Genomic DNA, 18,686 nt, shown 5'->3' with positions numbered 1-18,686 from the left:
CGACCGAACGGCCTACCCATTTCCGGTGCCCGCCAATCGGACACCGCTCCTTCGGCGGGGGGCGCCTGGGGCCGCCGGAGGGAGTGGCGTCAACGCCGAAGGGGCCGCCCGCACCACGGATGGCGGGCGGCCCCTTCGGGGACGTGCTGGTGGAGTTGCCGGTCAGGCCCGGGTCAGGAGGCCTTGGCCTTCGCGGCGGGGGCTGCCGCGGCGGCCGGAGCCGGCGCCGGCTTGGCGGCCTCGTAGAACTCCTCGCGCGGGGTCTCGAGCGCACCGAGGGAGACGACCTCGCGCTTGAGGAACATGGCGAGGGTCCAGTCGGCGAAGACGCGGATCTTGCGGTTCCAGGTCGGCATGGCCATGCCGTGGTAGCCACGGTGCATGTACCAGGCGAGCCGGCCCTTGAGCTTGATCTTCGTCTTGCCCATGACGATCATCGCGACGCCCTTGTGGAGGCCGAGGCCCGCCACCGCACCCTTGTTGGAGTGCGAGTACTCGGCCTGCGGGAAGCCCCGCATGCCCGAGATGACGTTGTCGCCGAGGACCTTGGCCTGGCGCAGCGCGTGCTGGGCGTTCGGCGGGCACCAGGCGTTCTCGACGCCGGCCTTGCGGGCGGCGACGTCCGGGACCTGGGCGTTGTCGCCCGCGGCCCAGATGTAGTCGGTGCCCTGGACCTGGAGGGTCGGGGCGGTGTCGACGTGGCCGCGCGGGCCGAGCGGCAGGCCGTAGCGGGCCAGTGCCGGGTTGGGCTTGACGCCCGCGGTCCACACGATGGTGTCGGAGTCGACCTCGAGGCCGTTCTTCAGCACCACGTGGCCGTCCACGCAGGAGTCCATGGAGGTGCTGAGGTAGATCTCGATGCCGCGCGACTCGAGGTGCTCCTTGCCCCAGGTGCCGAGCTTGGGCCCGACCTCGGGGAGGATCTTGTCGGCCGCGTCCACCAGGATGAAGCGCATGTCCTCGCGCTTGATGGTGGTGTAGTACTTCGCGGCGTCGCGGGCCATGTCCTCGACCTCGCCGATCGTCTCGGCACCGGCGAAGCCGCCGCCGACGAAGACGAAGGTGAGGGCCTTGCGGCGGACGTTCTCGTCCGTCGTGGACTCGGCCTTGTCGAGCTGCTCGAGGACGTGGTTGCGCAGGCCGATGCCCTCTTCGACGCCCTTCATACCGATGCCCTGTTCGGCGAGGCCGGGGATCGGGAAGGTGCGGGAGACGGCGCCGAGCGCGATCACCAGGTAGTCGAAAGGCAGCTCGTACGCCTCGCCGACGAGCGGCGTGACGACGGCGACCTTGCGGTCCTGGTCGATGCTGGTGACCCGGCCGGTGAGAACCTCTGCCTTGGGCAGCACGCGTCGCAGCGGGACGACGACGTGCCGAGGCGAGATGCTGCCTGCGGCCACTTCAGGGAGGAAGGGCTGGTAGGTCATGTACGAGCGCGGGTCGACGACCGTGACGGTCGCCTCGCCGTAGCGCATCTTCTTCATGATGCGCTTGGCTGCGTACAGGCCTACGTACCCACCTCCTACAACGAGGATCCTGGGACGCTCCGTGGTGCTCATGGAACGAGTATCCAGCACCCAAAGGGGTGTCGCTCGTGAGCCCCTTCACAAGGTGCCGGAATGCCTCTGCTACACTGCGCGGCCCACGTGACGGAGGTCATGGCGCCGAACGGGAACCAGGGTGTAACGGGAGTCGTTGTTCACCCGTCCTGAACTGGCCTCCAGGCCTGTAAGCGGAGTAGACCACCGGGTTGGTGGATACCTACCGACGAGGCCGGACCGCGCCCTCGAAACGCACGAACGCACACGAAAAAGAGGCCCGCGAGCCCCGGGAGCCCCCCAAAGAGACCTTCCCGGGGCCCATCAGGCCCCTTTTCCTTGTGAAGAACTTCACGAAGTTTCTGCGGAGGAGGGGACCTAAGGCCCCCGTAAAGGCCTCCAGGGGTCCCCGACAGGCCCCCCGCGACCCCCGCACGAGCCCCGCACCAGCCGCCCGCGACCCACCCGTCAGGCGATGGACCAGGCGATTCCGTCGAGGATGTCGTGTTCCGAGACGACGACCTCCGAGGCGCCGATGCGCTCCATGATCGCGAGCAGCACGAGGGTGCCCGCGCCGATGACGTCCACCCGGCCCGGGTGCAGGACCGGGATCGCCGCGCGTTCGGCGTGCACCGACGTCAGCATGCGTTCGGTGATCTCGCGGACCTGCTCGTACGGGATCCGCGCGTGGTGGATCGCCGAGGAGATGTACTCCGGCAGCCCCAGCGCGATCCCGGCGACCGTGGTCACCGAGCCGGCCAGCCCCACCAGCGTGCGCGCCTCGGACAGCGGGACCGTCTGCTCGACGAGGTCCAGCGCCGCCTCGATGTCGGCCCGTATGGCGGCGATCTGCTCCGCGGTCGGCGGGTCGGCGACCGCGCCGTCCACCACCAGGTGCCGCTCGGTCATGCGCACGCAGCCGACGTCGACCGAAAGGGCCGCCCGTACGTGCTCCTCGCCGACCACGAACTCGGTCGAGCCGCCGCCGATGTCCACCACCAGGAACGGCTTCTCCATGTGGGTGGTGCCCGTCAGCTCCTTGGTGGCGCCGATGAAGGAGAACTCCGCCTCCTGGTCACCGGAGATCACCTCGGGCTCGACGCCCAGGATGCCGAGGACCCCCTGGACGAACTCGTCCCGGTTCTCGGCGTCGCGGGAGGCCGAGGTCGCCACGAAGCGCAGCCGCTCCGCACCCAGCTCCTTGATGACCGCCGCGTACTCGCGGCAGGCCGCGAAGGTGCGCTCCAGCGCCTCCGGCGCCAGTCGGCCCGTCTTGTCCACGCCCTGGCCGAGGCGGACGATCGTCATCCGCCGGTCCAGCTCGACCAGCTCGCCGGTGGCAGGGTCGCAGTCCGCGACGAGCAGGCGGATGGAGTTCGTACCGCAGTCGATGCCGGCCACGCGGGTCACGCGTCCGACCCCTTCTTCTCCGTCTCCTGCGCACACGGCGTGACGCAGGCGCCCTTGGCCCACCACTCCGGCAGCATCGCCAGCGCCTCGTCGCCGAACGGGTTCACCCCGGGGCCGGCGGCCAGCGAGTGGCCGACCAGCACGTGCAGGCACTTCACCCGGTCCGGCATCCCGCCGGCGCTCGGGAAGCCCTGGAGCACCTCGATGGCGTCGCGGCGCCGGATGTAGTCCTCGTGCGCGGCCTGGTAGGCGGCGGCCAGCTCGGGGTCCTCGGCGAGCCGGGCCTGCATCTCCTTCATGACGCCGTTCGCCTCGAGCGTGCCGATCGCGGAGGCGGCGCGCGGGCAGGTGAGGTAGTACGTCGTCGGGAAGGGCGTGCCGTCGGGGAGGCGCGGGGCGGTCTCCACCACGTCCGGCTGGCCGCAGGGGCAGCGGTGGGCGATGGCGCGCAGCCCGCGCGGCGGGCGGCCGAGCTGCTGCTGGAACGCGTCGATGTCCGCGTCGGTCGGCTCGGTCCGGTCGGTCTGGGGCGGGGGCGTCTGCATGCCTGGAGGAAGTCTCTTCGTTCTCGTGGGTGGGTGCGGTGCTCGGGGTGCGGTACTCGGAGTGCCGTTGCTCGTCACTCGCCGGGGCGGTCGGCCTTGTCGACGCCGTCCCAGACGTTCGAGTACCAGGGCCGGTCGGATCCGGCCGTTCCGGTCCGGTGCCGCTCGGCGGCCCCGGCCCCGGGGTCGGTCATGATGTAGCTGATCTCGCCCGGGCGGACGAAGTGCAGGTGCTTGCGCGCCTGCTGCTCCGCGTACGCGTTGTCCTGCCAGCGGGCCTTCTCGTCGCGGAGGCGTTCGAGGCGCCGGCTCGCGGCCTCGGCGGCCCGCTGCTGCTCCGCGATCTCCGAGCGCTGGGAGACGTACTGGCGCATCGGATACGCGAGGGCGACGACCAGCGTACAGAGGACGAGCACCAGGAGGGCGGCCCGGCCGGTGAGCCGGCTGCGGCGGACCTGGCGGCGCGTCTGCGAGCGGTAGACGTGGGCGGCGGTCCGCTCACCGAGCTGCTTGAGCCTGGTCGCGGTGGAGAAGGTGGAGAACCGATCCCGGTTCCCGGCCATTGATCCCGCCTCCCCTTGTACGCGGTACGCACTACGCAATACGTCCCCGCACACGGTACGGGACCGAGTGCGGGGACGTACGGAAGCAAGGGCGTGATTAACCCTTGGCCCTTGGCCTTAGCCCTTGAAGCGCGGGAAGGCGGAGCGGCCCGCGTACACCGCGGCGTCGTCGAGGATCTCCTCGATGCGCAGCAGCTGGTTGTACTTGGCGACGCGGTCCGAGCGGGCCGGGGCGCCGGTCTTGATCTGACCGCAGTTCACGGCGACGGCGAGGTCGGCGATGGTGACGTCCTCGGTCTCGCCGGAGCGGTGCGACATCATGCACTTGAAGCCGTTGCGCTGGGCCATCTCGACGGCGTCGAGGGTCTCGGTCAGCGAACCGATCTGGTTCACCTTGACGAGCAGGGCGTTCGCGGAGCCCTCCTCGATACCGCGGGCCAGGCGCTCCGGGTTGGTGACGAAGAGGTCGTCGCCGACGATCTGGACCTTGGAGCCCAGCTTGTCGGTGAGGGTCTTCCAGCCGGCCCAGTCGTCCTCGTACAGCGGGTCCTCGATGGAGACCATCGGGTACGCGGAGACGAGCTCCTCGTAGTACTCGGTCATCTCGGCGGCCGAGCGGGACTGGCCCTCGAACTCGTACTTGCCGTCCTTGTAGAACTCGGACGCGGCGACGTCGAGCGCGAGCGCGATGTCCTTGCCGGGGACGTAGCCGGCCTGCTTGATGGCCTCGACGATGAGGTCGAGCGCGGCGCGGTTGGACTCCAGGTTCGGGGCGAAGCCGCCCTCGTCACCGAGACCGGTGGAGAGGCCCTTGGTGTGCAGGACCTTCTTGAGGGTGTGGTAGACCTCGGCACCCCAGCGCAGGGCCTCGGAGAAGGACTCCGCGCCGATCGGGGCGATCATGAACTCCTGGATGTCCACGTTGGAGTCGGCGTGCGACCCGCCGTTGAGGATGTTCATCATCGGAACGGGCAGCAGGTGCGCGTTCGGGCCGCCGAGGTAGCGGAAGAGCGGGAGGTCCGAGGCCTCGGACGCGGCGTGCGCGACGGCGAGGGACACGCCGAGGATGGCGTTGGCGCCGAGCGAGCCCTTGTTGTCGGTGGCGTCCAGGTCGAACATGGCCTGGTCGATCAGGCGCTGCTCGGTGGCGTCGTAGCCGACGAGCTCCGGGCCGATCTGCTCGATGACCGCGAGGACGGCCTTCTCGACACCCTTGCCCATGTAACGGTTGGGGTCACCGTCACGGAGCTCAATGGCCTCGAAGGCACCGGTGGAGGCGCCGGACGGAACTGCAGCACGGCCGGTGCTGCCATCGTCGAGGCCCACCTCGACCTCGACCGTGGGGTTGCCTCGGGAGTCCAGGATTTCCCGGGCTACGACGACGTCGATGGACGGCACGAGCATCTCCTTCTGGGATGTGACGCTGGGTGTGCGGTGGCATGTCGGGCCGTGGGATGGCCCCGCCGACTAGAGCCTAACCGCCTGCGGGCACCAGGCCGGCCGACCGCCCGCCTCCTGGGACGAAAAAGGGCCCGAATAACCGTCTTCCGGTACATACGGCCCCTGACCGCCGCCGTCCCGGCCGGGTCCGGGCCCGGTCCGGGAGGGGAACAGGAGGGGAACAGGAGGGGGCCGGGCCGGACAAACGCCGCCGCCCGGCGCGTGGGGGGAAGACGCGCCGGGCGGTGGGGATGCTGCGTGTTGTGCTCGCTGCCGCAGTTGTTACGGCAGGGTTCAGCTGAGCTTCAGCTTCTGACCCGGGAAGATCAGGTCGGCGTCCGAGACGATGTCCTTGTTGAGCTCGAAGAGCTTCTCCCAGCCGCCCTTGACGCCGTTGGCCTCGGCGATGGTGCCGAGCGTGTCGCCGGACTTGACCTCGTACGAGCCGTTGCCGGTCTTCGGGGCCGGGGCCGGGGCCTCGGAGCGCTCGGAGCGGGTCGTCGGAGCCTCGGAGCGCTTCGTCTCCTTCTTCGGCGCGGTCGCCTTCGGCTGGGTCTTCTTGGTCTCGGTCTTCTGCTCCGTCTTCTTCGCGGTGTCGGTCGTACCACCGCCGGCGTAAGAGGAGTTGGAGAGGCCGACGCCGCAGGACGGCCACGCGCCCTTGCCCTGGCCCTTGAGGACCTTCTCGGCGATGGCTATCTGCTGCGACTTGGAAGCCTGGTTGGCCTGCGAGGCGTACGCCTTGCCGCCGTAAGCGGCCCAGGTGGAGGACGAGAACTGCAGGCCGCCGTAGTAGCCGTTGCCCGTGTTGATGGACCAGTTGCCGCCGGACTCGCACTGCGCGACGCGGTCCCACTCGGACCCGGTGGCGGCGGAGGCCGAGCCGGCCGCCATCAGCGGGGCGGCGACGGCGACACCGGTGACGCCGGCGAGCGTGACGATGCGGGCGGCCTTGGAGGCGCGGCGGTGCTTGCCCTTGCCGGAAAGCAGCATGGAGTTCTCCTCACCGACGCCTACGAGGTGAGCTGTCGGGTTCGGGCTGATGAGTGCCCGGCCGTGCGACGTGGCGCGCGACTTAACCCCTAGCCGTTTCCGTGACCGTCTCTCAACGGCCGGTCCCGGCGCCTACCTTGGTTCCCCCGCTCCTGCCTTCGGCGCTTGACGCGACGACTGTTCCCTCCGGCCGCCGGCAGGATTCGGCGATGCGGTCGAAGGAGCCCGCGGTGGCGGGCGACTCAGAAGGTAGGCAGGTCTCTCCCCGATGTTCAACGAGGAACACCGGGGAGAAACGCCCCCTACTTGCGCTCCCTTTAGGGGCGTTTGCGCAGGTGAGGCCGCGGTTTGCGGAAGGCTCCAGGCGGGACACGCCAGTTGACCGGAAGAGACACATGTCTCACTTGCAGATTACGGACATTCAGCTCTTACCGGGTGTCCGAAGTGCCGCTATTCCTAGCTTAGATCCAGGTTCTGGCCGGGCTTGATCAGATCTGCGTCCTCGCCGATGACCTGCTCATTGGCCTGGTAGAGCGCGTTCCAGCCGCCCTTGACCCCCTTGGCAGACGCGATGGTGGCCAGACTGTCGCCCGCCTGGACGGTGTACGAGGGGGCCGACGCCCCCTCAGATGCGGCGGGCAGCTCGAGGGCGGGAGTACCACGGTGCTTGCCGGTGGCGGAGGTGTTCGGGACGACACTCGGGTCGGTGGAGGCGCCCGGGGTGCTCGGGGTACCCGGGGCCGTGGGGGCGCCGGGGTCGGCCGGGATGACCGGAGCGGTCGGGTCCGTCGGGTTCCCGGGCGTGGTCGGGCTTCCCGGGGTCGTCGGCGCGGTCGGCGTCGTCGGGGCCGTGGGCGTGCCCGGGGTGATGGTCGGGTCGCCCGGGAGCACCGGGACGGTCGGCGACGTGGACGGCACGTCCGGGTCGGGCATGACGGGCAGTCCGCTGCTCGGCGCGAGCGGCGCCGGCGGGAGCGTGAAGACCGGGGTCGGAGCCGGGGTCGGGGCGCCGAAGTCGTGCGCCTTCGCGCCGGTACCGCCGGCCGGGACCGAGTCGTCGGGGCGCGAGGGGCTGGCGGCGACCGGGCCGAGCGTGCCGGGCAGGCCCGGGTCCACGGACGCGGCGGGTGCCTGCTGGGTCAACCCGGCCGACTCCGAGCACTGCCCCCACGCCTGGGGGCCCTGGGTGCCCAGGACCCGCTCGGCGACGGCGATCTGCTGCGAACGGCTGGCGAGGTCGGGGCGCTCGGCGAAGTCGAGGCCGCCCGAGGAGTTCCACTGCTCCTGCGTGAACGAGAGTCCGCCGTAGGACCCGCTGCCGGAGTTGGCGCTCCAGGAGCCGCCGCTCTCGCACTCGGCGACCTTGTCCCACGTGGAGGCGTCCGCCGCGCTCGCGCCGGTGGCGGCGAACAGCGGCAGGGCCAAGGCGGAACCGGTGACTCCGGCGGTGACGACTATCGCGGGTACCTGGCGGGGGCGTCTGTGGCGGCCGTTCCCGGAACGCATGAGCTGCACCTTTCGCATAACGGCTGGGTAACGGCAGAACCTAGCCGTCTTAGCACGTTAGTCACAACTCTTGACCGGGGCTGACTTACGGTCAGGGGGCCTTCAGATGTTTCGAGCTGTAAACCTGACGGGAAGAGTGCGCAGGCCACGCATGATCAGACCCCCGCGCCAGCGAAGCTCGTTGGACGGAACAGCGAGTTCCAGATCCGGCAGACGCGTCAGCAAAGTCGCAAGCGCCGTCTGCCCTTCAAGTCGTGCGAGCGGAGCGCCCAGACAGTAGTGGATGCCGTGCCCGTACCCGAGGTGCTGGTTGTCGGTACGGGAGAGGTCGAGGGTGTCGGGATCGGCGAACCGCTCGGGGTCCCGGTCGGCCGCGGCGAGGACGACGAGCACCGGATCGCCGGCCGCGACGTCCTGGCCGCCGAGGGTCAGCGGCTCGGTGGCGAACCGCCAGGTGGCCAGCTCCACGGGGCCGTCGTAGCGGAGCAGCTCCTCGATGCCGGTCTCCAGCAGGCCGCTCTCCCCGGCGGCGAGGGAGTTCTGGAGGCGGGTGCGCTGGTCGGGGTTCATGAACAGGGCGTGCACCCCGTTCCCGATCAGGTTCACCGTGGTTTCGAAACCCGCGAACAGCAGGATGAAGGCCATCGCCGTGGCTTCGGCCTCCGTCAGGTGGTCCCCGTGGTCGCTCGCGCGGATCAGGTCGGAGATGAGGTCATTGCCCAGATCATCCCTTTTGCGGTGGATGAGTTCACCGAGGTAGGTCCGCATCTGCTTCACGGAGCGGGCGACCCCGCCGCGCGGGCCGCCGCCGTGCCGGATCATCATCCCGGCCCAGTCACGGAAGTCGTCCTGGTCCTCGCGCGGTACGCCGAGCATCTCGCAGATGGCGTAGATGGGGAGGGGGAAGGCGAACTCGTGGATGAGGTCCGCTTCCCCGTTGCTCGCGAACTGATCGATGAGGTGGTCGGTCAGCTCCTGCACCCGCGGGGTGAACTCGGCCACCCTGCGCGGGGTGAACGCCTTCGACACCAGCCGCCGCAGCCGGGTGTGGTCCGGCGGGTCGATGTTGAGCAGATGCGTCATCAGCTCCGCCTTGCGCTCCCCCGGGATCCCCGTCTTGCCCTTGGCGTGCGCCGGCTCCGCGTGGTGCGCCGGGTTCTTGCTGAGCCGCTGGTCCGCGAGGGCCTGGCGGGCGTCGGCGTACCGGGTGACCAGCCACGCCTCGACCCCGCTGGGGAGCTTGGTGCGGTGCACCGGGGAGTGCTCGCGCAGCCAGGCGTACGCCGGGTACGGATCGGTCGCGAACTCCCAGTCGAACAGGGTGGGGCCCTGGGGAGGAGTGTGGTCTGCGGGGGCTGCGGAGGTCGGCTCGTGCACCCGACGACCGTATCCCGCGGGCCGGCCGCCATCCCATATGGGTCGTTCGCCGCGGCTGTCCGTAGATCCGCCATCGCTTGACGTCGTGTTCCCCGGCCCTCCTACTTTCGGTTCTGTGGATGCGAGGATCTTGAAGAGCAGTTTCGCGGTGGTGGAGAGAAGGGCCGAGCACGCGGTCAAGTACTTCTACTCCCACCTCTTCTGGCACAACCCCGGGATCCGTGAACTCTTCCCGCCCTCCGCCGACGCCATGGAACGCCAGCGCGACCGGCTCTTCGCCGCGCTGACGCACGTGGTCGCCCACCTCGACGACGAGGGGCTCCTCCCCTATCTCCACGACCTCGGCCGCGACCACCGCAAGTTCCTCACCCGGCCCGAGCACTACGCGGCCGTCGGCGCCAGCCTGCTCGCCGCGCTCGCCCGGACCTCCGGCGAGGCATGGACCCCGGTCGTGGAGAAGGCCTGGTCCGAGGCGTACCAGGTGATCGCCGACGCCATGATGGAAGGAGCCGCCGCGAGCGAGGACCCGCCGTGGTGGGACGCCGAGATCGTGCGCCACCTCCAGTACGGGGAGGACGTGGCGGTGCTGACCCTGCGCCCGCACGCCTTCCTCCCCTACCTCCCCGGCCAGTACGTGAGCGTGAGCAGCGAGCGGGTCCCGACGACCTGGCGCACCTACTCCATCGGGAACGCCCCACGCCCGGACGGCACCCTCGACCTGCACGTCAGCCGCATCGAGCACGGCCGGCTGAGCACCGCCCTGGTCCGCGACGCGCGGCCCGGCGAGGTGCTGCGGCTCGGCGCGGCCGGAGGACAACTGACCTTCCGCCGCGCCGACCGGCCGGTCAGCTTCATCGCGGCGGGTACCGGCTGGGCACCGGTCCGGGCCATGCTCGAGGAGCTCGCCGGGCAGCCCCCCGATCAGGACGTACGGCTCTTCGTCGTCGCCCGGGACGCCGCCCACCTCTACGACCGCCCGCTGATCGACGAGTACGCCGCCGCCTTCGGCTGGCTCGGCGTCACCTACATCACGCCCGCCCCCGGGCAGCACCGCAACCAGGCCACCGGGCGGCTCGCGACCGCGCTCGGCCACCGGGCGCTGTGGCCCGACCAGGACGTCTACCTCAGCGGCCCGCCGCCGTTCGTCGACGAGACCGCCCACCTGCTCCGGCAGCTGGGCGCCCTCCCCGGCCGGATCTTCCACGACTCCGTACCCGCCGCCGGCACGGGACACGGCCCGAACGGCCGGCCCCTGGGCTTCGGGGAGTGGTTCCTGAGCCGCCCCGCACCGCACTGGCACAACCCGTCGGGGCGCGGGCCGGCCTAGGGCTACTCGCCGACGCCCTCGGCGGCGCGGATCGCGTCCCGGTAGACGCGGGCCGCGGCCCGCAGCGCGGTCTCGGGGTCGACGCCCGCCGCCTCGGCGCGCGCCGCCAGTTCCAGCAGTTCGTACCCGATGCCCTCGCCGCGGGGCAGCTCCACGGTCACGCCGCCCGTACGGACCCGGCCGGCGAGCTTGGCCGCGAGCGCGAGACCGGGCTGGCCCAGCGGGATCCCGTCGGTGACCGACTCCCGCTGCTTCTCGACCGCCTTGGTGCGCTGCCAGTGCGCGCTGACGTCCTCCGGGGTCTGCGCGTCCGCGTCCCCGAAGACGTGCGGGTGCCGGTGGATCAGCTTGTCGACGAGGCTGCCGGCCACGTCGTCGATGGAGAACGGCTCGTCGGGATGCTCCTCGGCGATCCGCGCGTGGAAGACGACCTGGAGGAGTACGTCGCCGAGCTCCTCGCGCAGCGCCTCCCGGTCCCCGTCCTCGATGGCCTCGACCAGCTCGTACGCCTCCTCCGTGGCGTACTTGACCAGTCCCTCGTGGGTCTGGCGGGAGGTCCAGGGGCATTCCCGGCGCACCCGGTCCATCACCTGGACGAGGTCGAGCAGGCGCGCGCCGGGCAGGTCGTAGGAGCCGGGCAGCAGCTCGAGGTCGGGCATGTCGACGCGACCGGAGCCGGCGAGCCGGGCCAGCCCGTCGGTGAGCCGCTGGTCGCCCTCGCCGCCCGGGATCACCACGACCGTGCGGCCGCCGGCGCAGGCCTCGACCAGCGCGTGCGCGTCCGGGATCTCGTGCGCGACCTCGACGCCCGCCTCGCGCAGGTACGGCAGCTGCGGGTGGCCCGGGTCGGCGCACAACACCCGGTCCGCGGCGTGCAGGGTCTGCCAGGCCGGCCAGGACAGCAGGCCGGGGGCGACCCGGTGGCTGGCGGTCAGCAGGACGATCCGGCCGGCGGCGGTGTCGCCGGCAGCGGCAGGATCGGCGGCGGGCACGGCGGGGGCGGGTTCGGAGGCGTGGTCGTTCACCCTCCGAACCTACCTCCGGACGGGTGGCTCAGGCTCCGGCGGGGGCCTGCTCGGGCCTGGTCCGCTGGACGATCCACGGGGTGTCCTGGTCGCCGAGCACGATCTGCTGCGCGTCCCAGACGCCGTAGCGCGGGTTCACCTCGATGTGCAGCGCCTTCGCGGCGGACGCGAGCCTCTCGACGGCCTTGTCCTGGCTGCCGTAGTGGTCGAAGAGCTTGTCGCGCAGCAGCTTGAAACGGGCGTCGGCGTCGAGCTGGCCGGGCGCCAGCTGGGCCTGCTCGAGGGCGGCCGCGGCCAGCTTCTCGCTGCCGCCCGCCTTCTCCAGTTGGGCCTTGCGGAAGTCCTGGACCTCCTTCTCGCCGATGCTCACGCCCGCCTCCTTCGCGGCGCGCTCCAGGACGACGGTCTGGATCATCTTGTTGAGCTTGACGCGCTCCAGGCCGGGCGAGGCCTGGATGAGCTGGGCGGCGGTCGGCCCCGACTCGTTCTGCGCCGCGCGGACGTCGCCCACCTGGGCCTGGAGCGCCGAGGTGGTGATCCGTTCGCCGCCGACGACGGCCGCGGTGCCGGGGCGGGCCTGCCCCGAGCAGGCGGACAGCAGGGGGGCCGCCACGAGCAGGGCGGCGGAGACGGAGAGCGCAGTGCGACGGTGCAAAGGAGCCTCCAGGGCCGGGAGATTGTGCGTCGGTGCACAAGGGCCGTGCGGTGATCGATGGTATGCAGTCAAGGTGATCCGAGCCACTGGTTCGACCAACGATTCCCGGGGTGTTGGGGTACGCGTCTGTTGATGTCACCGCCACTCCCCGGCCACCCTTTGGTCCACCGCCGCTGCCAGAGTCGGCCCACCATGTCGACACCGCACCGCTCGCCGCGCCGCCGGAGCCTGCACGGCTCGGCCCTCGCCGCCCTGATCACGGTGGTGGCCGTGTGCGCCGGGGACGCGGCCGCCCGCGTGTTCCCGTACGGGCGCCGCCACCGCAGCATCAACGACCTCGGGAACCAGTTCGTCCCCTTCCACGCCCACCTGTGGGACCTCGTGCACGGGCGCGCGGAGGGCGGGCTGCTGCTCAACTGGCAGTCCGGCTACGGCACGAGCTTCCTGCCGGACTTCGGCACCTACCTCTCGAGCCCGTTCGCGGTGCTCGTCGCCCTGTTCCCGCGCGAGGACATCGACCTCGCGGTGTACGTGGTCACGGTGCTCAAGACGGCTGCCGCCGCGGCGGCGATGGCCTGGCTGCTGCGCACGCAGCGCCGCGGGCCGTGGTGGGCGGCGGGGCTGCTGGCGGCCTCGTACGCGCTGTGCGGCTGGTCGGTGATCGAGGCCTCGTACAACCCGATGTGGCTGGACGGGCTGATCGCGTTCCCGCTCCTGTGTCTGACGGGTGAATGGGCGCTGCGGGGGCGCCGGCCGGCGGTCGCCGTCCTCCTGGTGGCGGTCTGCTGGACGGCGAACTTCTACACGGCCTACATGGCGACGCTGGGCGCGGCGCTGGTGCTCCTGCTGCGGGTGGTGCTGACGCGCCAGGGGGTACGGGAGCGGCTGCGGGTGCTCGTCCGTGGCGCGGCGACGACCCTGCTGGGCATCGCGGTGTCCGCCCCCATCCTGGTCCCCCTCTTCCTGAGCTCGAAGCAGGCGTACCCGGGGTGGACGCGGCAGTTCGCGCCGGTCTCGTGGCCGGACCTGTTCGCGCGGGTCCTGCCCGCGACGTACTCCTTCTCCTCGCCGGCGCTCTTCGTGGGGACGGGCACGCTGCTGCTGGTGGCTGCCCTGCCGTTCCACCGTGCGGTGCCGCTGCCCACGCGCCTGGGGTGGGCGGGGCTGACGGCGGCCGTCCTGCTGTCCTTCCAGTGGACGCCGACGCACCTGGCCTGGCACGTGTTCGCGACCCCGAACGGCAGCCCGTACCGGCAGACGTTCGTGCTGGCCGGGGTGGCCGTGATCGCCGCCTGGACCGGGCTGGCGACGGCCGGGCCGCCGGGGCCGCGGGCGCTGGCGGCGGGGGCGGCGGTGCTGGCCGCGGCGGCCGTGGCGGCGAGCGGCAGCACGCTGGCGACGACGTGGGGGTTCGCGCTGTTCTGCGGCGGGCTCGCGCTCGCGGCGGGAGCCTGGTGGTCCCTGCGCCACCGCAGGCTGGTCCTTCCGGCGGCCGGGGTGCTGGCGCTGGTACTGATCGGGCAGGCGGCCGCGACGACGGCGTTCGGGCACAAGGGCAAGCTGGGCGGCCTGGACGACTACCCCTCGTGGGGTACGGGGCACACGGCGCGCGCCGAGGCCCTGGCAGGCGCCGAGGGCTGGCCGGCGTACCGCACGGACCCGAGCCGGCCGGCGCTGTCGGGCAACGATCCGCTGCTGCTGGGCGGGGAGGGCGGCGCGTACTACAGCAGCCACACCCCCGACGTGTTCACGCGGACGATGGTGGCCCTCGGGGCGGGCTGGACCTCGCGCGGGCGCAACGTGCAGAGCATCGACAACCCGGTGACGGACGCGGTGTTCGCGGTCGGCGCCCGCCTGCGGCCGGACGGCACGATCGGCCGCGCGCAGGTCGTCCCGCCGCTGGTCACGATCCGCCCGCCGGGGCCCGTGCCCTCGTACGGCGAGGCCGACGGGCCCCCGTTCGCCCGCCAGGAACTCCTGCTGGGCGCCCGGGTGTACGAGGACCCCGTCTCCCCCGGGGTGTGCCGCGCGGGCACGGAGGCCTACCTGTGGGCCCCGGAGTACAACGCGACGGCCCGCCTCGCGGACGGCCCCGCTTTCCGGCTGAACGGCAACGCCCCCCGCAATCGGGCCGCCCTCCAGCCGCTGGGCGCCTCCCGGGGGGCCGCCTCGGCGCTGGTCTTCGATGCTCCCGCGCCCCCGCGCTGGGCCCTGTCGTGCCTGGACCGCGCCCTCCTGGACCCGGCGGTCGCCGCGTTGCGCGCATCGGCGCCGACGTCCCTGCGGGTCGGCTCGTCGACGGTGCGCGCCACCGTCCCGGCGGGCACCACGGGCACGGCCGTCCTCTCGTCCCCGGCGATCGCGGGCTGGACCTGCAACGACCGCCCGGCGACGCCCTACCTGGGGTTGGTCTCCGTCCCCGTGACCCCCGACACCACGACGATCACCTGCTCCTTCCGCCCGCCGGGCCTCCTCCCGGGCGCGGCGGTCGCGGGGGCGGCCCTGCTGGCGCTAGTGGCTCTGCTGGGGGCGGGTCGCCGCAGGCTCCGCGGCGGTCCCGGCGCGGGCTGATGCGAAAAGGACCGGTCCGGCCGCGATGCGAAAAGGACCGGTCCCTTCATGTTGGTCGCCTTCCTGTTTGACGACCTTCCGGGTGGAGCGCTTGGCCCGGTAGTAGGTGCGTCCGCACAGCGGAACCTGCCATTCCCGGGCCCGGGCCGCGGACAGGCGTCAGCGGACCTGGCTCAGCCAGTGCAGGGTGCGGCGGACCTCCGTCGAGAAGGGGTGCGCCGGGCCGTGGACGCGCTCCGCGTCGAACAGGAGGCGGGCCAGGGTGTCGTGGGCCGCGGAGCGGTCGCCCATGGAGAGCAGCAGCTGGGCTATCCGGCGCCGGACCTCCAGCGGGAGGCCGGGGTCCGGGTTGGCGTAGTGGTTCTCGAACAGCGGGAGCAGGGAGCGGTACTCCGCCAGGGCCGCCCCGGGGGCGCCGAGCTGCTCCAGGCACTGGGCCGCGTCGTAGCGGAAGCGCAGGGACTGGGGGTCCCCGGCCGGGAACTCGTCGGCGAGGCGGCGCAGTTCGGGCAGGGCGCGGCGGTACTGGCCGTCGTCCATCAGCGTGGCGGCGTACTGCTTGCGCAGCGAGCGGACCACCGGTGAGTGCTCGCCGTGCTCGGCCGCCGCGGCCGGGAGGATCCCGCCGAGGATGTCCACGGCCTGGGTGAGGCGGCCCTGGTCCAGGAGGCTGCGGGCCTCGTCCACCGCGGCCGGGATGTCCGGCTTCCGGGGCGGCGTCGGCGGTGCGGTCGGCTGCGGCGGGACGGTGGAGGCACGGTCCGGCCAGGGGGCGTGGGGGCGCAGGAAGGGGCGGGTCGGGTCGAGCGTGCCCGCCGGCGTGCCCTCCTTGGGCAGCAGCGACGCGAGGGCCTCGTACACGTGCTGTGCGGAGGCGGGCCGGTCCTGCGGGTCCTTCGCGAGGAGGTGGAGCAGGACCGCCTCGAGCTGGTGCGGGATCTCGGGGCGCATCCTGCGGACCGGGACCGGCGGCTCGTACAGGTGGCGGTGCAGTACGCCGAGCGCGGTGGACCCGGCGAACGGGACGTTGCCGCTGAGGAGTTCGTACAGCAGCACGCCCAGCGCGTAGAGGTCGGTGTAGGGGCCCACCGCGCCGCCCATCGCCTGCTCGGGCGCCATGTACGCCGGGCTGCCGATCGGGGTTCCGGTGCTGGTGAGGCGGGTGGTGTCGGTGTCCATCACCGAGGCGACACCGAGGTCGAGGACCAGCACGGTGCCGTCCGGTCGGACCATCACGTTGCGCGGCTTCAGGTCGCGGTGCACGATCGGCACCGCGTGCACGGCCGACAGCACCCCGCACAGCTGCGCGACCACGGCGACCGCCCACGGCCAGGGGTACGGGTCGTGCTGGGCGAGGTGGTCGGCGAGGTCGGTGCCCTCGACGTAGCCCATGACGAGGAACAGCTCGTCGCCGTCGCTGCCCGCGTCGTGGACCGTGACCAGGCCCGGGTGGTCCACCTGCGCCGTGACCCGGCATTCGCGCACGAAGCGGCGACGCAGCTCGTCGGCGACGGAGCCGGGGCCCGCCACCTTGTCGGGGCGCAGCAGCTTGACGGCGACACGGCGGTCCAGCCGCTGGTCGTACGCCGTCCAGACCTGGCCCATGCCGCCTTGTCCCAGGACGGAAGCGAGCCGGTAGCGCTCGCCGATGATCCGGTCGTCGTCCGTCACCGGGCCGGGCCCTCACCGTGGTTGCCGGGCGGGTTCGGGTGCGGGTTCGCCTGCGGATCCGGGTGCGGGTGCGGCGTCTGCTTGCGCAGCAGTTCGCTCAGCTCGTCGAGCTCGGCTCGCACCTGTCCGATCCGCGGCGGGTTGGCCGGCCCGGGAGCCGGAGCGGGGGTCGGGGTGGGCGTCGGGGTCGGCGTGTGCTGCTGGGCCGGCGGGTATCCGTACGCCGGCCGGGCCTGCTGCTGCGGCGGGACGTACGGCGCGGGCTGCGCCGGGTACCAGGGGGCGGTCACGGCCGCCGGCCGGGATGCGTAGTGGCGGATGTCTGTGACGAGGAAGTACACGCAGGTCAGGAAGCCGGTGATGATGATGCCGAAGGCACCGGTGTTGCCCTGCCAGCCATCGGTGTTGGGTGTGGGGTCGGCGCCGATCAGCGCGATCCAGACGACGCTGAGCGCACAGTTGACGGCCAGCAGCCACCAGTCCCGGGGCTTGCGGGTGACGAGCGCGAGCCGCAGCATCGTGCCCCAGCCCAGGAAGCCGCAGCTCAGGACGGGCAGCACGGCGAACAGCACGCGCAGTGCCACGATTTCCCCGGAACTGGGCTGGGGGCCTTGCTGCGGCGGGAGGCCGGGGCCGTGCATCGCTGCTCCTGACGGGCCGTGTCGACGAAGGTTCGGGTCTGAGCGTATACAGCGTTTCCGGCCGCCAGTGAGGGGATGCGCGCAACCGTTGCAGGGTCGCCGCACACCTCCGGCCGCCGCGGGCCGCGCCGCCCGGGCGGAAATCGTCGAGGCTCGCTGACCGGCGGCGACTACCCTCGGCAGTCGAGTTGCTGTTCCAAGGGGGAATCCACATGCGGAGCCGGACCATCGGTGTGTCGGTGCTGGCCACGACGGCCCTGTTCGGGCTGACGACGGCCTGCCTGCCGGGGGGCGGGGGCAAGGCCGCGGACGTCGGCAGGGCGGCCCGCGCCGCCGAGCAGGCCTCGGCCGCGGCCACGCCGCCCGCGGCCAACGGCAAGGGGAAGGACAAGAGCACCGGCGTGCTGGCGGACCTGTCGGGCGCCGAGGTCCTGAACCAGTCGTACGAGGCCATGCGCAAGGTCGAATCGGCCCATGTCGTCGCGAAGATGCGCGACGACGGGCAGCAGGTGGAGTTCGAGCTCTCCCTCGACAGGAAGGCCGGCTGCAACGGCGCGATCCGCTACGAGGGGATGGGCAAGGTGGACCTCGTCAAGTCCACCGACCTCATGCACTTCAAGGGGGACGCCGACTACTGGCGGGCCGTGGCCGCGAAGAAGCACACCCCCAGGAAGCAGACGGACGCGATGGTCACCATGCTCGCCGACCGCTGGCTGAAGATGCCGCTCTCCGATCCCGAGGCGGCCTCGATGGCCCACGTCTGCGACCTGGGCAAGCTCATGGGCGGCAGCAGCAAGCCCAGCCCGCTGGCCCGCAAGGGCGAGACGGTCTCCATCGACGGCAAGCAGGCGCTGGCGATCACCTCGGCGGCCAAGGAGGGCACGGAGGTCGACTACATAGCCACCCAGGGCACCCCCTACCTGCTCAAGTCCACCGTCACGGGGGACGAGACCGGGGAGATCCTCTTCTCCGCGTTCGGCACGCCGGTCGACACGGCCCTGCCCGAAGGCGCGGACGTCCTGGACCTGTCGAAGCTGGGCGGCGGCGCCCCCGGCGAGTCGGTCTGACCCCGACCTCGTCAGGCGGATCCCCCGAAACGCGCGTAGCGTCGCAAAAGGGATACGGAAGGGAGCCCTCGCATGGGGATCTTCGACAAGGCCAAGGAAATGCTGCAGGGGCACGGCAAGCAGGCGAAGCAGGCGTCCGACGCCGCCGAGCAGCAGATCAACCAGCGCACCGGCGACAAGTACACCAAGCAGGTCGACCAGGGCCAGCAGCAGGTCGAGAAGCAGCTGGGCATCGACGACGACCCGAACCCGAACCGGTAGGCCCGCCCGAGATGCCCGCGGCGGGGGGGGGGGGGGGGGGGGGGGAAGGGGGGGGGCACAGTGTCCTGGGCGGCTTGCCCCCCCCAGGCTTTGTTG

16 protein-coding genes and 1 riboswitch are annotated in these 18,686 nt (G+C 71.9%); of the genes, 4 read left to right on the top strand and 12 right to left on the bottom strand.

What is annotated here, in order from left to right:
- Positions 1–173 precede the first annotated feature (173 nt).
- From ACZ49B_RS35555 to ACZ49B_RS35520, 8 genes are all read right to left on the bottom strand, one after another.
- On the bottom strand, positions 174–1,559 hold the full coding sequence (locus ACZ49B_RS35555; protein ID WP_030296962.1) for an NAD(P)/FAD-dependent oxidoreductase: 1,386 nt from the start codon (positions 1,557–1,559) through the stop codon (positions 174–176).
- Between the two features lie 447 nt (positions 1,560–2,006).
- Entirely contained in the window at positions 2,007–2,948 is a 942-nt protein-coding gene (locus ACZ49B_RS35550) for a Ppx/GppA phosphatase family protein (protein ID WP_468314429.1), read from the bottom strand.
- The gene (locus tag ACZ49B_RS35545) at positions 2,945–3,493 is read right to left on the bottom strand and encodes a DUF501 domain-containing protein (protein WP_468314426.1); all 549 of its coding nucleotides are present in this window, start codon (positions 3,491–3,493) and stop codon (positions 2,945–2,947) included. Before ACZ49B_RS35545 ends, ACZ49B_RS35550 begins: the two co-directional genes overlap by 4 nt.
- Before the next feature lie 74 nt (positions 3,494–3,567).
- On the bottom strand, positions 3,568–4,056 hold the full coding sequence (locus ACZ49B_RS35540; RefSeq protein WP_133897850.1) for an FtsB family cell division protein: 489 nt from the start codon (positions 4,054–4,056) through the stop codon (positions 3,568–3,570).
- 117 nt (positions 4,057–4,173) lie between these two features.
- Positions 4,174–5,460 carry a phosphopyruvate hydratase gene (gene eno, locus ACZ49B_RS35535; protein WP_351820562.1) on the bottom strand — a complete coding sequence of 429 codons (1,287 nt, stop codon included), beginning with the start codon at positions 5,458–5,460 and terminating at the stop codon, positions 4,174–4,176.
- 330 nt (positions 5,461–5,790) lie between these two features.
- Complete coding sequence (locus ACZ49B_RS35530) at positions 5,791–6,489, bottom strand: transglycosylase family protein (protein WP_468314423.1); 699 nt, start codon at positions 6,487–6,489, stop codon at positions 5,791–5,793.
- Positions 6,490–6,491: 2 nt separating this feature from the next.
- Positions 6,492–6,663: riboswitch (cyclic di-AMP (ydaO/yuaA leader) on the bottom strand.
- Positions 6,664–6,945: 282 nt separating this feature from the next.
- On the bottom strand, positions 6,946–7,995 hold the full coding sequence (locus tag ACZ49B_RS35525) for a LysM peptidoglycan-binding domain-containing protein (RefSeq protein WP_468314420.1): 1,050 nt from the start codon (positions 7,993–7,995) through the stop codon (positions 6,946–6,948).
- Between the two features lie 102 nt (positions 7,996–8,097).
- The gene (locus ACZ49B_RS35520; protein ID WP_468314417.1) at positions 8,098–9,372 is read right to left on the bottom strand and encodes a cytochrome P450 family protein; all 1,275 of its coding nucleotides are present in this window, start codon (positions 9,370–9,372) and stop codon (positions 8,098–8,100) included.
- Between the two features lie 130 nt (positions 9,373–9,502).
- On the opposite strand from ACZ49B_RS35520, the gene ACZ49B_RS35515 reads away from it, so the two are divergent.
- The gene (locus ACZ49B_RS35515; protein WP_468314414.1) at positions 9,503–10,699 is read left to right on the top strand and encodes a globin domain-containing protein; all 1,197 of its coding nucleotides are present in this window, start codon (positions 9,503–9,505) and stop codon (positions 10,697–10,699) included.
- A gap of 2 nt (positions 10,700–10,701) precedes the next feature.
- Here the strand turns inward: ACZ49B_RS35515 and ACZ49B_RS35510 are convergent, their stop codons facing one another.
- A complete protein-coding gene (locus tag ACZ49B_RS35510; protein ID WP_468314483.1) occupies positions 10,702–11,691 on the bottom strand; it encodes a nucleoside triphosphate pyrophosphohydrolase in 990 nt (329 codons plus the stop codon).
- Between the two features lie 61 nt (positions 11,692–11,752).
- A complete protein-coding gene (locus ACZ49B_RS35505) occupies positions 11,753–12,379 on the bottom strand; it encodes a SurA N-terminal domain-containing protein (RefSeq protein WP_468314411.1) in 627 nt (208 codons plus the stop codon).
- A gap of 192 nt (positions 12,380–12,571) precedes the next feature.
- On the opposite strand from ACZ49B_RS35505, the gene ACZ49B_RS35500 reads away from it, so the two are divergent.
- The gene (locus ACZ49B_RS35500; RefSeq protein WP_468314408.1) at positions 12,572–14,950 is read left to right on the top strand and encodes a YfhO family protein; all 2,379 of its coding nucleotides are present in this window, start codon (positions 12,572–12,574) and stop codon (positions 14,948–14,950) included.
- 159 nt (positions 14,951–15,109) lie between these two features.
- Here ACZ49B_RS35500 and ACZ49B_RS35495 read toward each other — a convergent pair whose 3' ends face one another.
- Positions 15,110–16,621, bottom strand: a complete 1,512-nt coding sequence (locus tag ACZ49B_RS35495) for a protein kinase domain-containing protein (RefSeq protein ID WP_468314404.1) — start codon at positions 16,619–16,621, stop codon at positions 15,110–15,112.
- A complete protein-coding gene (locus ACZ49B_RS35490) occupies positions 16,618–17,262 on the bottom strand; it encodes a hypothetical protein (RefSeq protein ID WP_468314401.1) in 645 nt (214 codons plus the stop codon). Before ACZ49B_RS35490 ends, ACZ49B_RS35495 begins: the two co-directional genes overlap by 4 nt.
- 212 nt (positions 17,263–17,474) lie before the next feature.
- On the opposite strand from ACZ49B_RS35490, the gene ACZ49B_RS35485 reads away from it, so the two are divergent.
- Positions 17,475–18,329: a hypothetical protein gene (locus tag ACZ49B_RS35485; protein ID WP_468314398.1), complete on the top strand. Its 855-nt coding sequence runs from the start codon at positions 17,475–17,477 to the stop codon at positions 18,327–18,329.
- Positions 18,330–18,401: 72 nt separating this feature from the next.
- Positions 18,402–18,590: an antitoxin gene (locus tag ACZ49B_RS35480; RefSeq protein ID WP_468314395.1), complete on the top strand. Its 189-nt coding sequence runs from the start codon at positions 18,402–18,404 to the stop codon at positions 18,588–18,590.
- Positions 18,591–18,686: the final 96 nt, after the last annotated feature.

Source organism: Streptomyces sp. NPDC031132 (assembly GCF_055570595.1).
Note: the sequence above shows the minus strand (reverse complement) of the source record. Positions and strands in the feature narration are given on the sequence as shown.

Excerpts from the sequence above, each read along its gene's own strand:
- ACZ49B_RS35555 (WP_030296962.1), bottom strand. The coding sequence starts at position 1,559 with ATGAGCACCACGGAGCGTCCCAGGATCCTCGTTGTAGGAGGTGGGTAC.
- ACZ49B_RS35545 (WP_468314426.1), bottom strand. The coding sequence starts at position 3,493 with ATGCAGACGCCCCCGCCCCAGACCGACCGGACCGAGCCGACCGACGCG.
- ACZ49B_RS35540 (WP_133897850.1), bottom strand. The coding sequence starts at position 4,056 with ATGGCCGGGAACCGGGATCGGTTCTCCACCTTCTCCACCGCGACCAGG.
- eno (WP_351820562.1), bottom strand. The coding sequence starts at position 5,460 with ATGCTCGTGCCGTCCATCGACGTCGTCGTAGCCCGGGAAATCCTGGAC.
- ACZ49B_RS35530 (WP_468314423.1), bottom strand. The coding sequence starts at position 6,489 with ATGCTGCTTTCCGGCAAGGGCAAGCACCGCCGCGCCTCCAAGGCCGCC.
- ACZ49B_RS35525 (WP_468314420.1), bottom strand. The coding sequence starts at position 7,995 with ATGCGTTCCGGGAACGGCCGCCACAGACGCCCCCGCCAGGTACCCGCG.
- ACZ49B_RS35500 (WP_468314408.1), top strand. The coding sequence starts at position 12,572 with ATGTCGACACCGCACCGCTCGCCGCGCCGCCGGAGCCTGCACGGCTCG.
- ACZ49B_RS35490 (WP_468314401.1), bottom strand. The coding sequence starts at position 17,262 with ATGCACGGCCCCGGCCTCCCGCCGCAGCAAGGCCCCCAGCCCAGTTCC.
- ACZ49B_RS35485 (WP_468314398.1), top strand. The coding sequence starts at position 17,475 with ATGCGGAGCCGGACCATCGGTGTGTCGGTGCTGGCCACGACGGCCCTG.
- ACZ49B_RS35480 (WP_468314395.1), top strand. The coding sequence starts at position 18,402 with ATGGGGATCTTCGACAAGGCCAAGGAAATGCTGCAGGGGCACGGCAAG.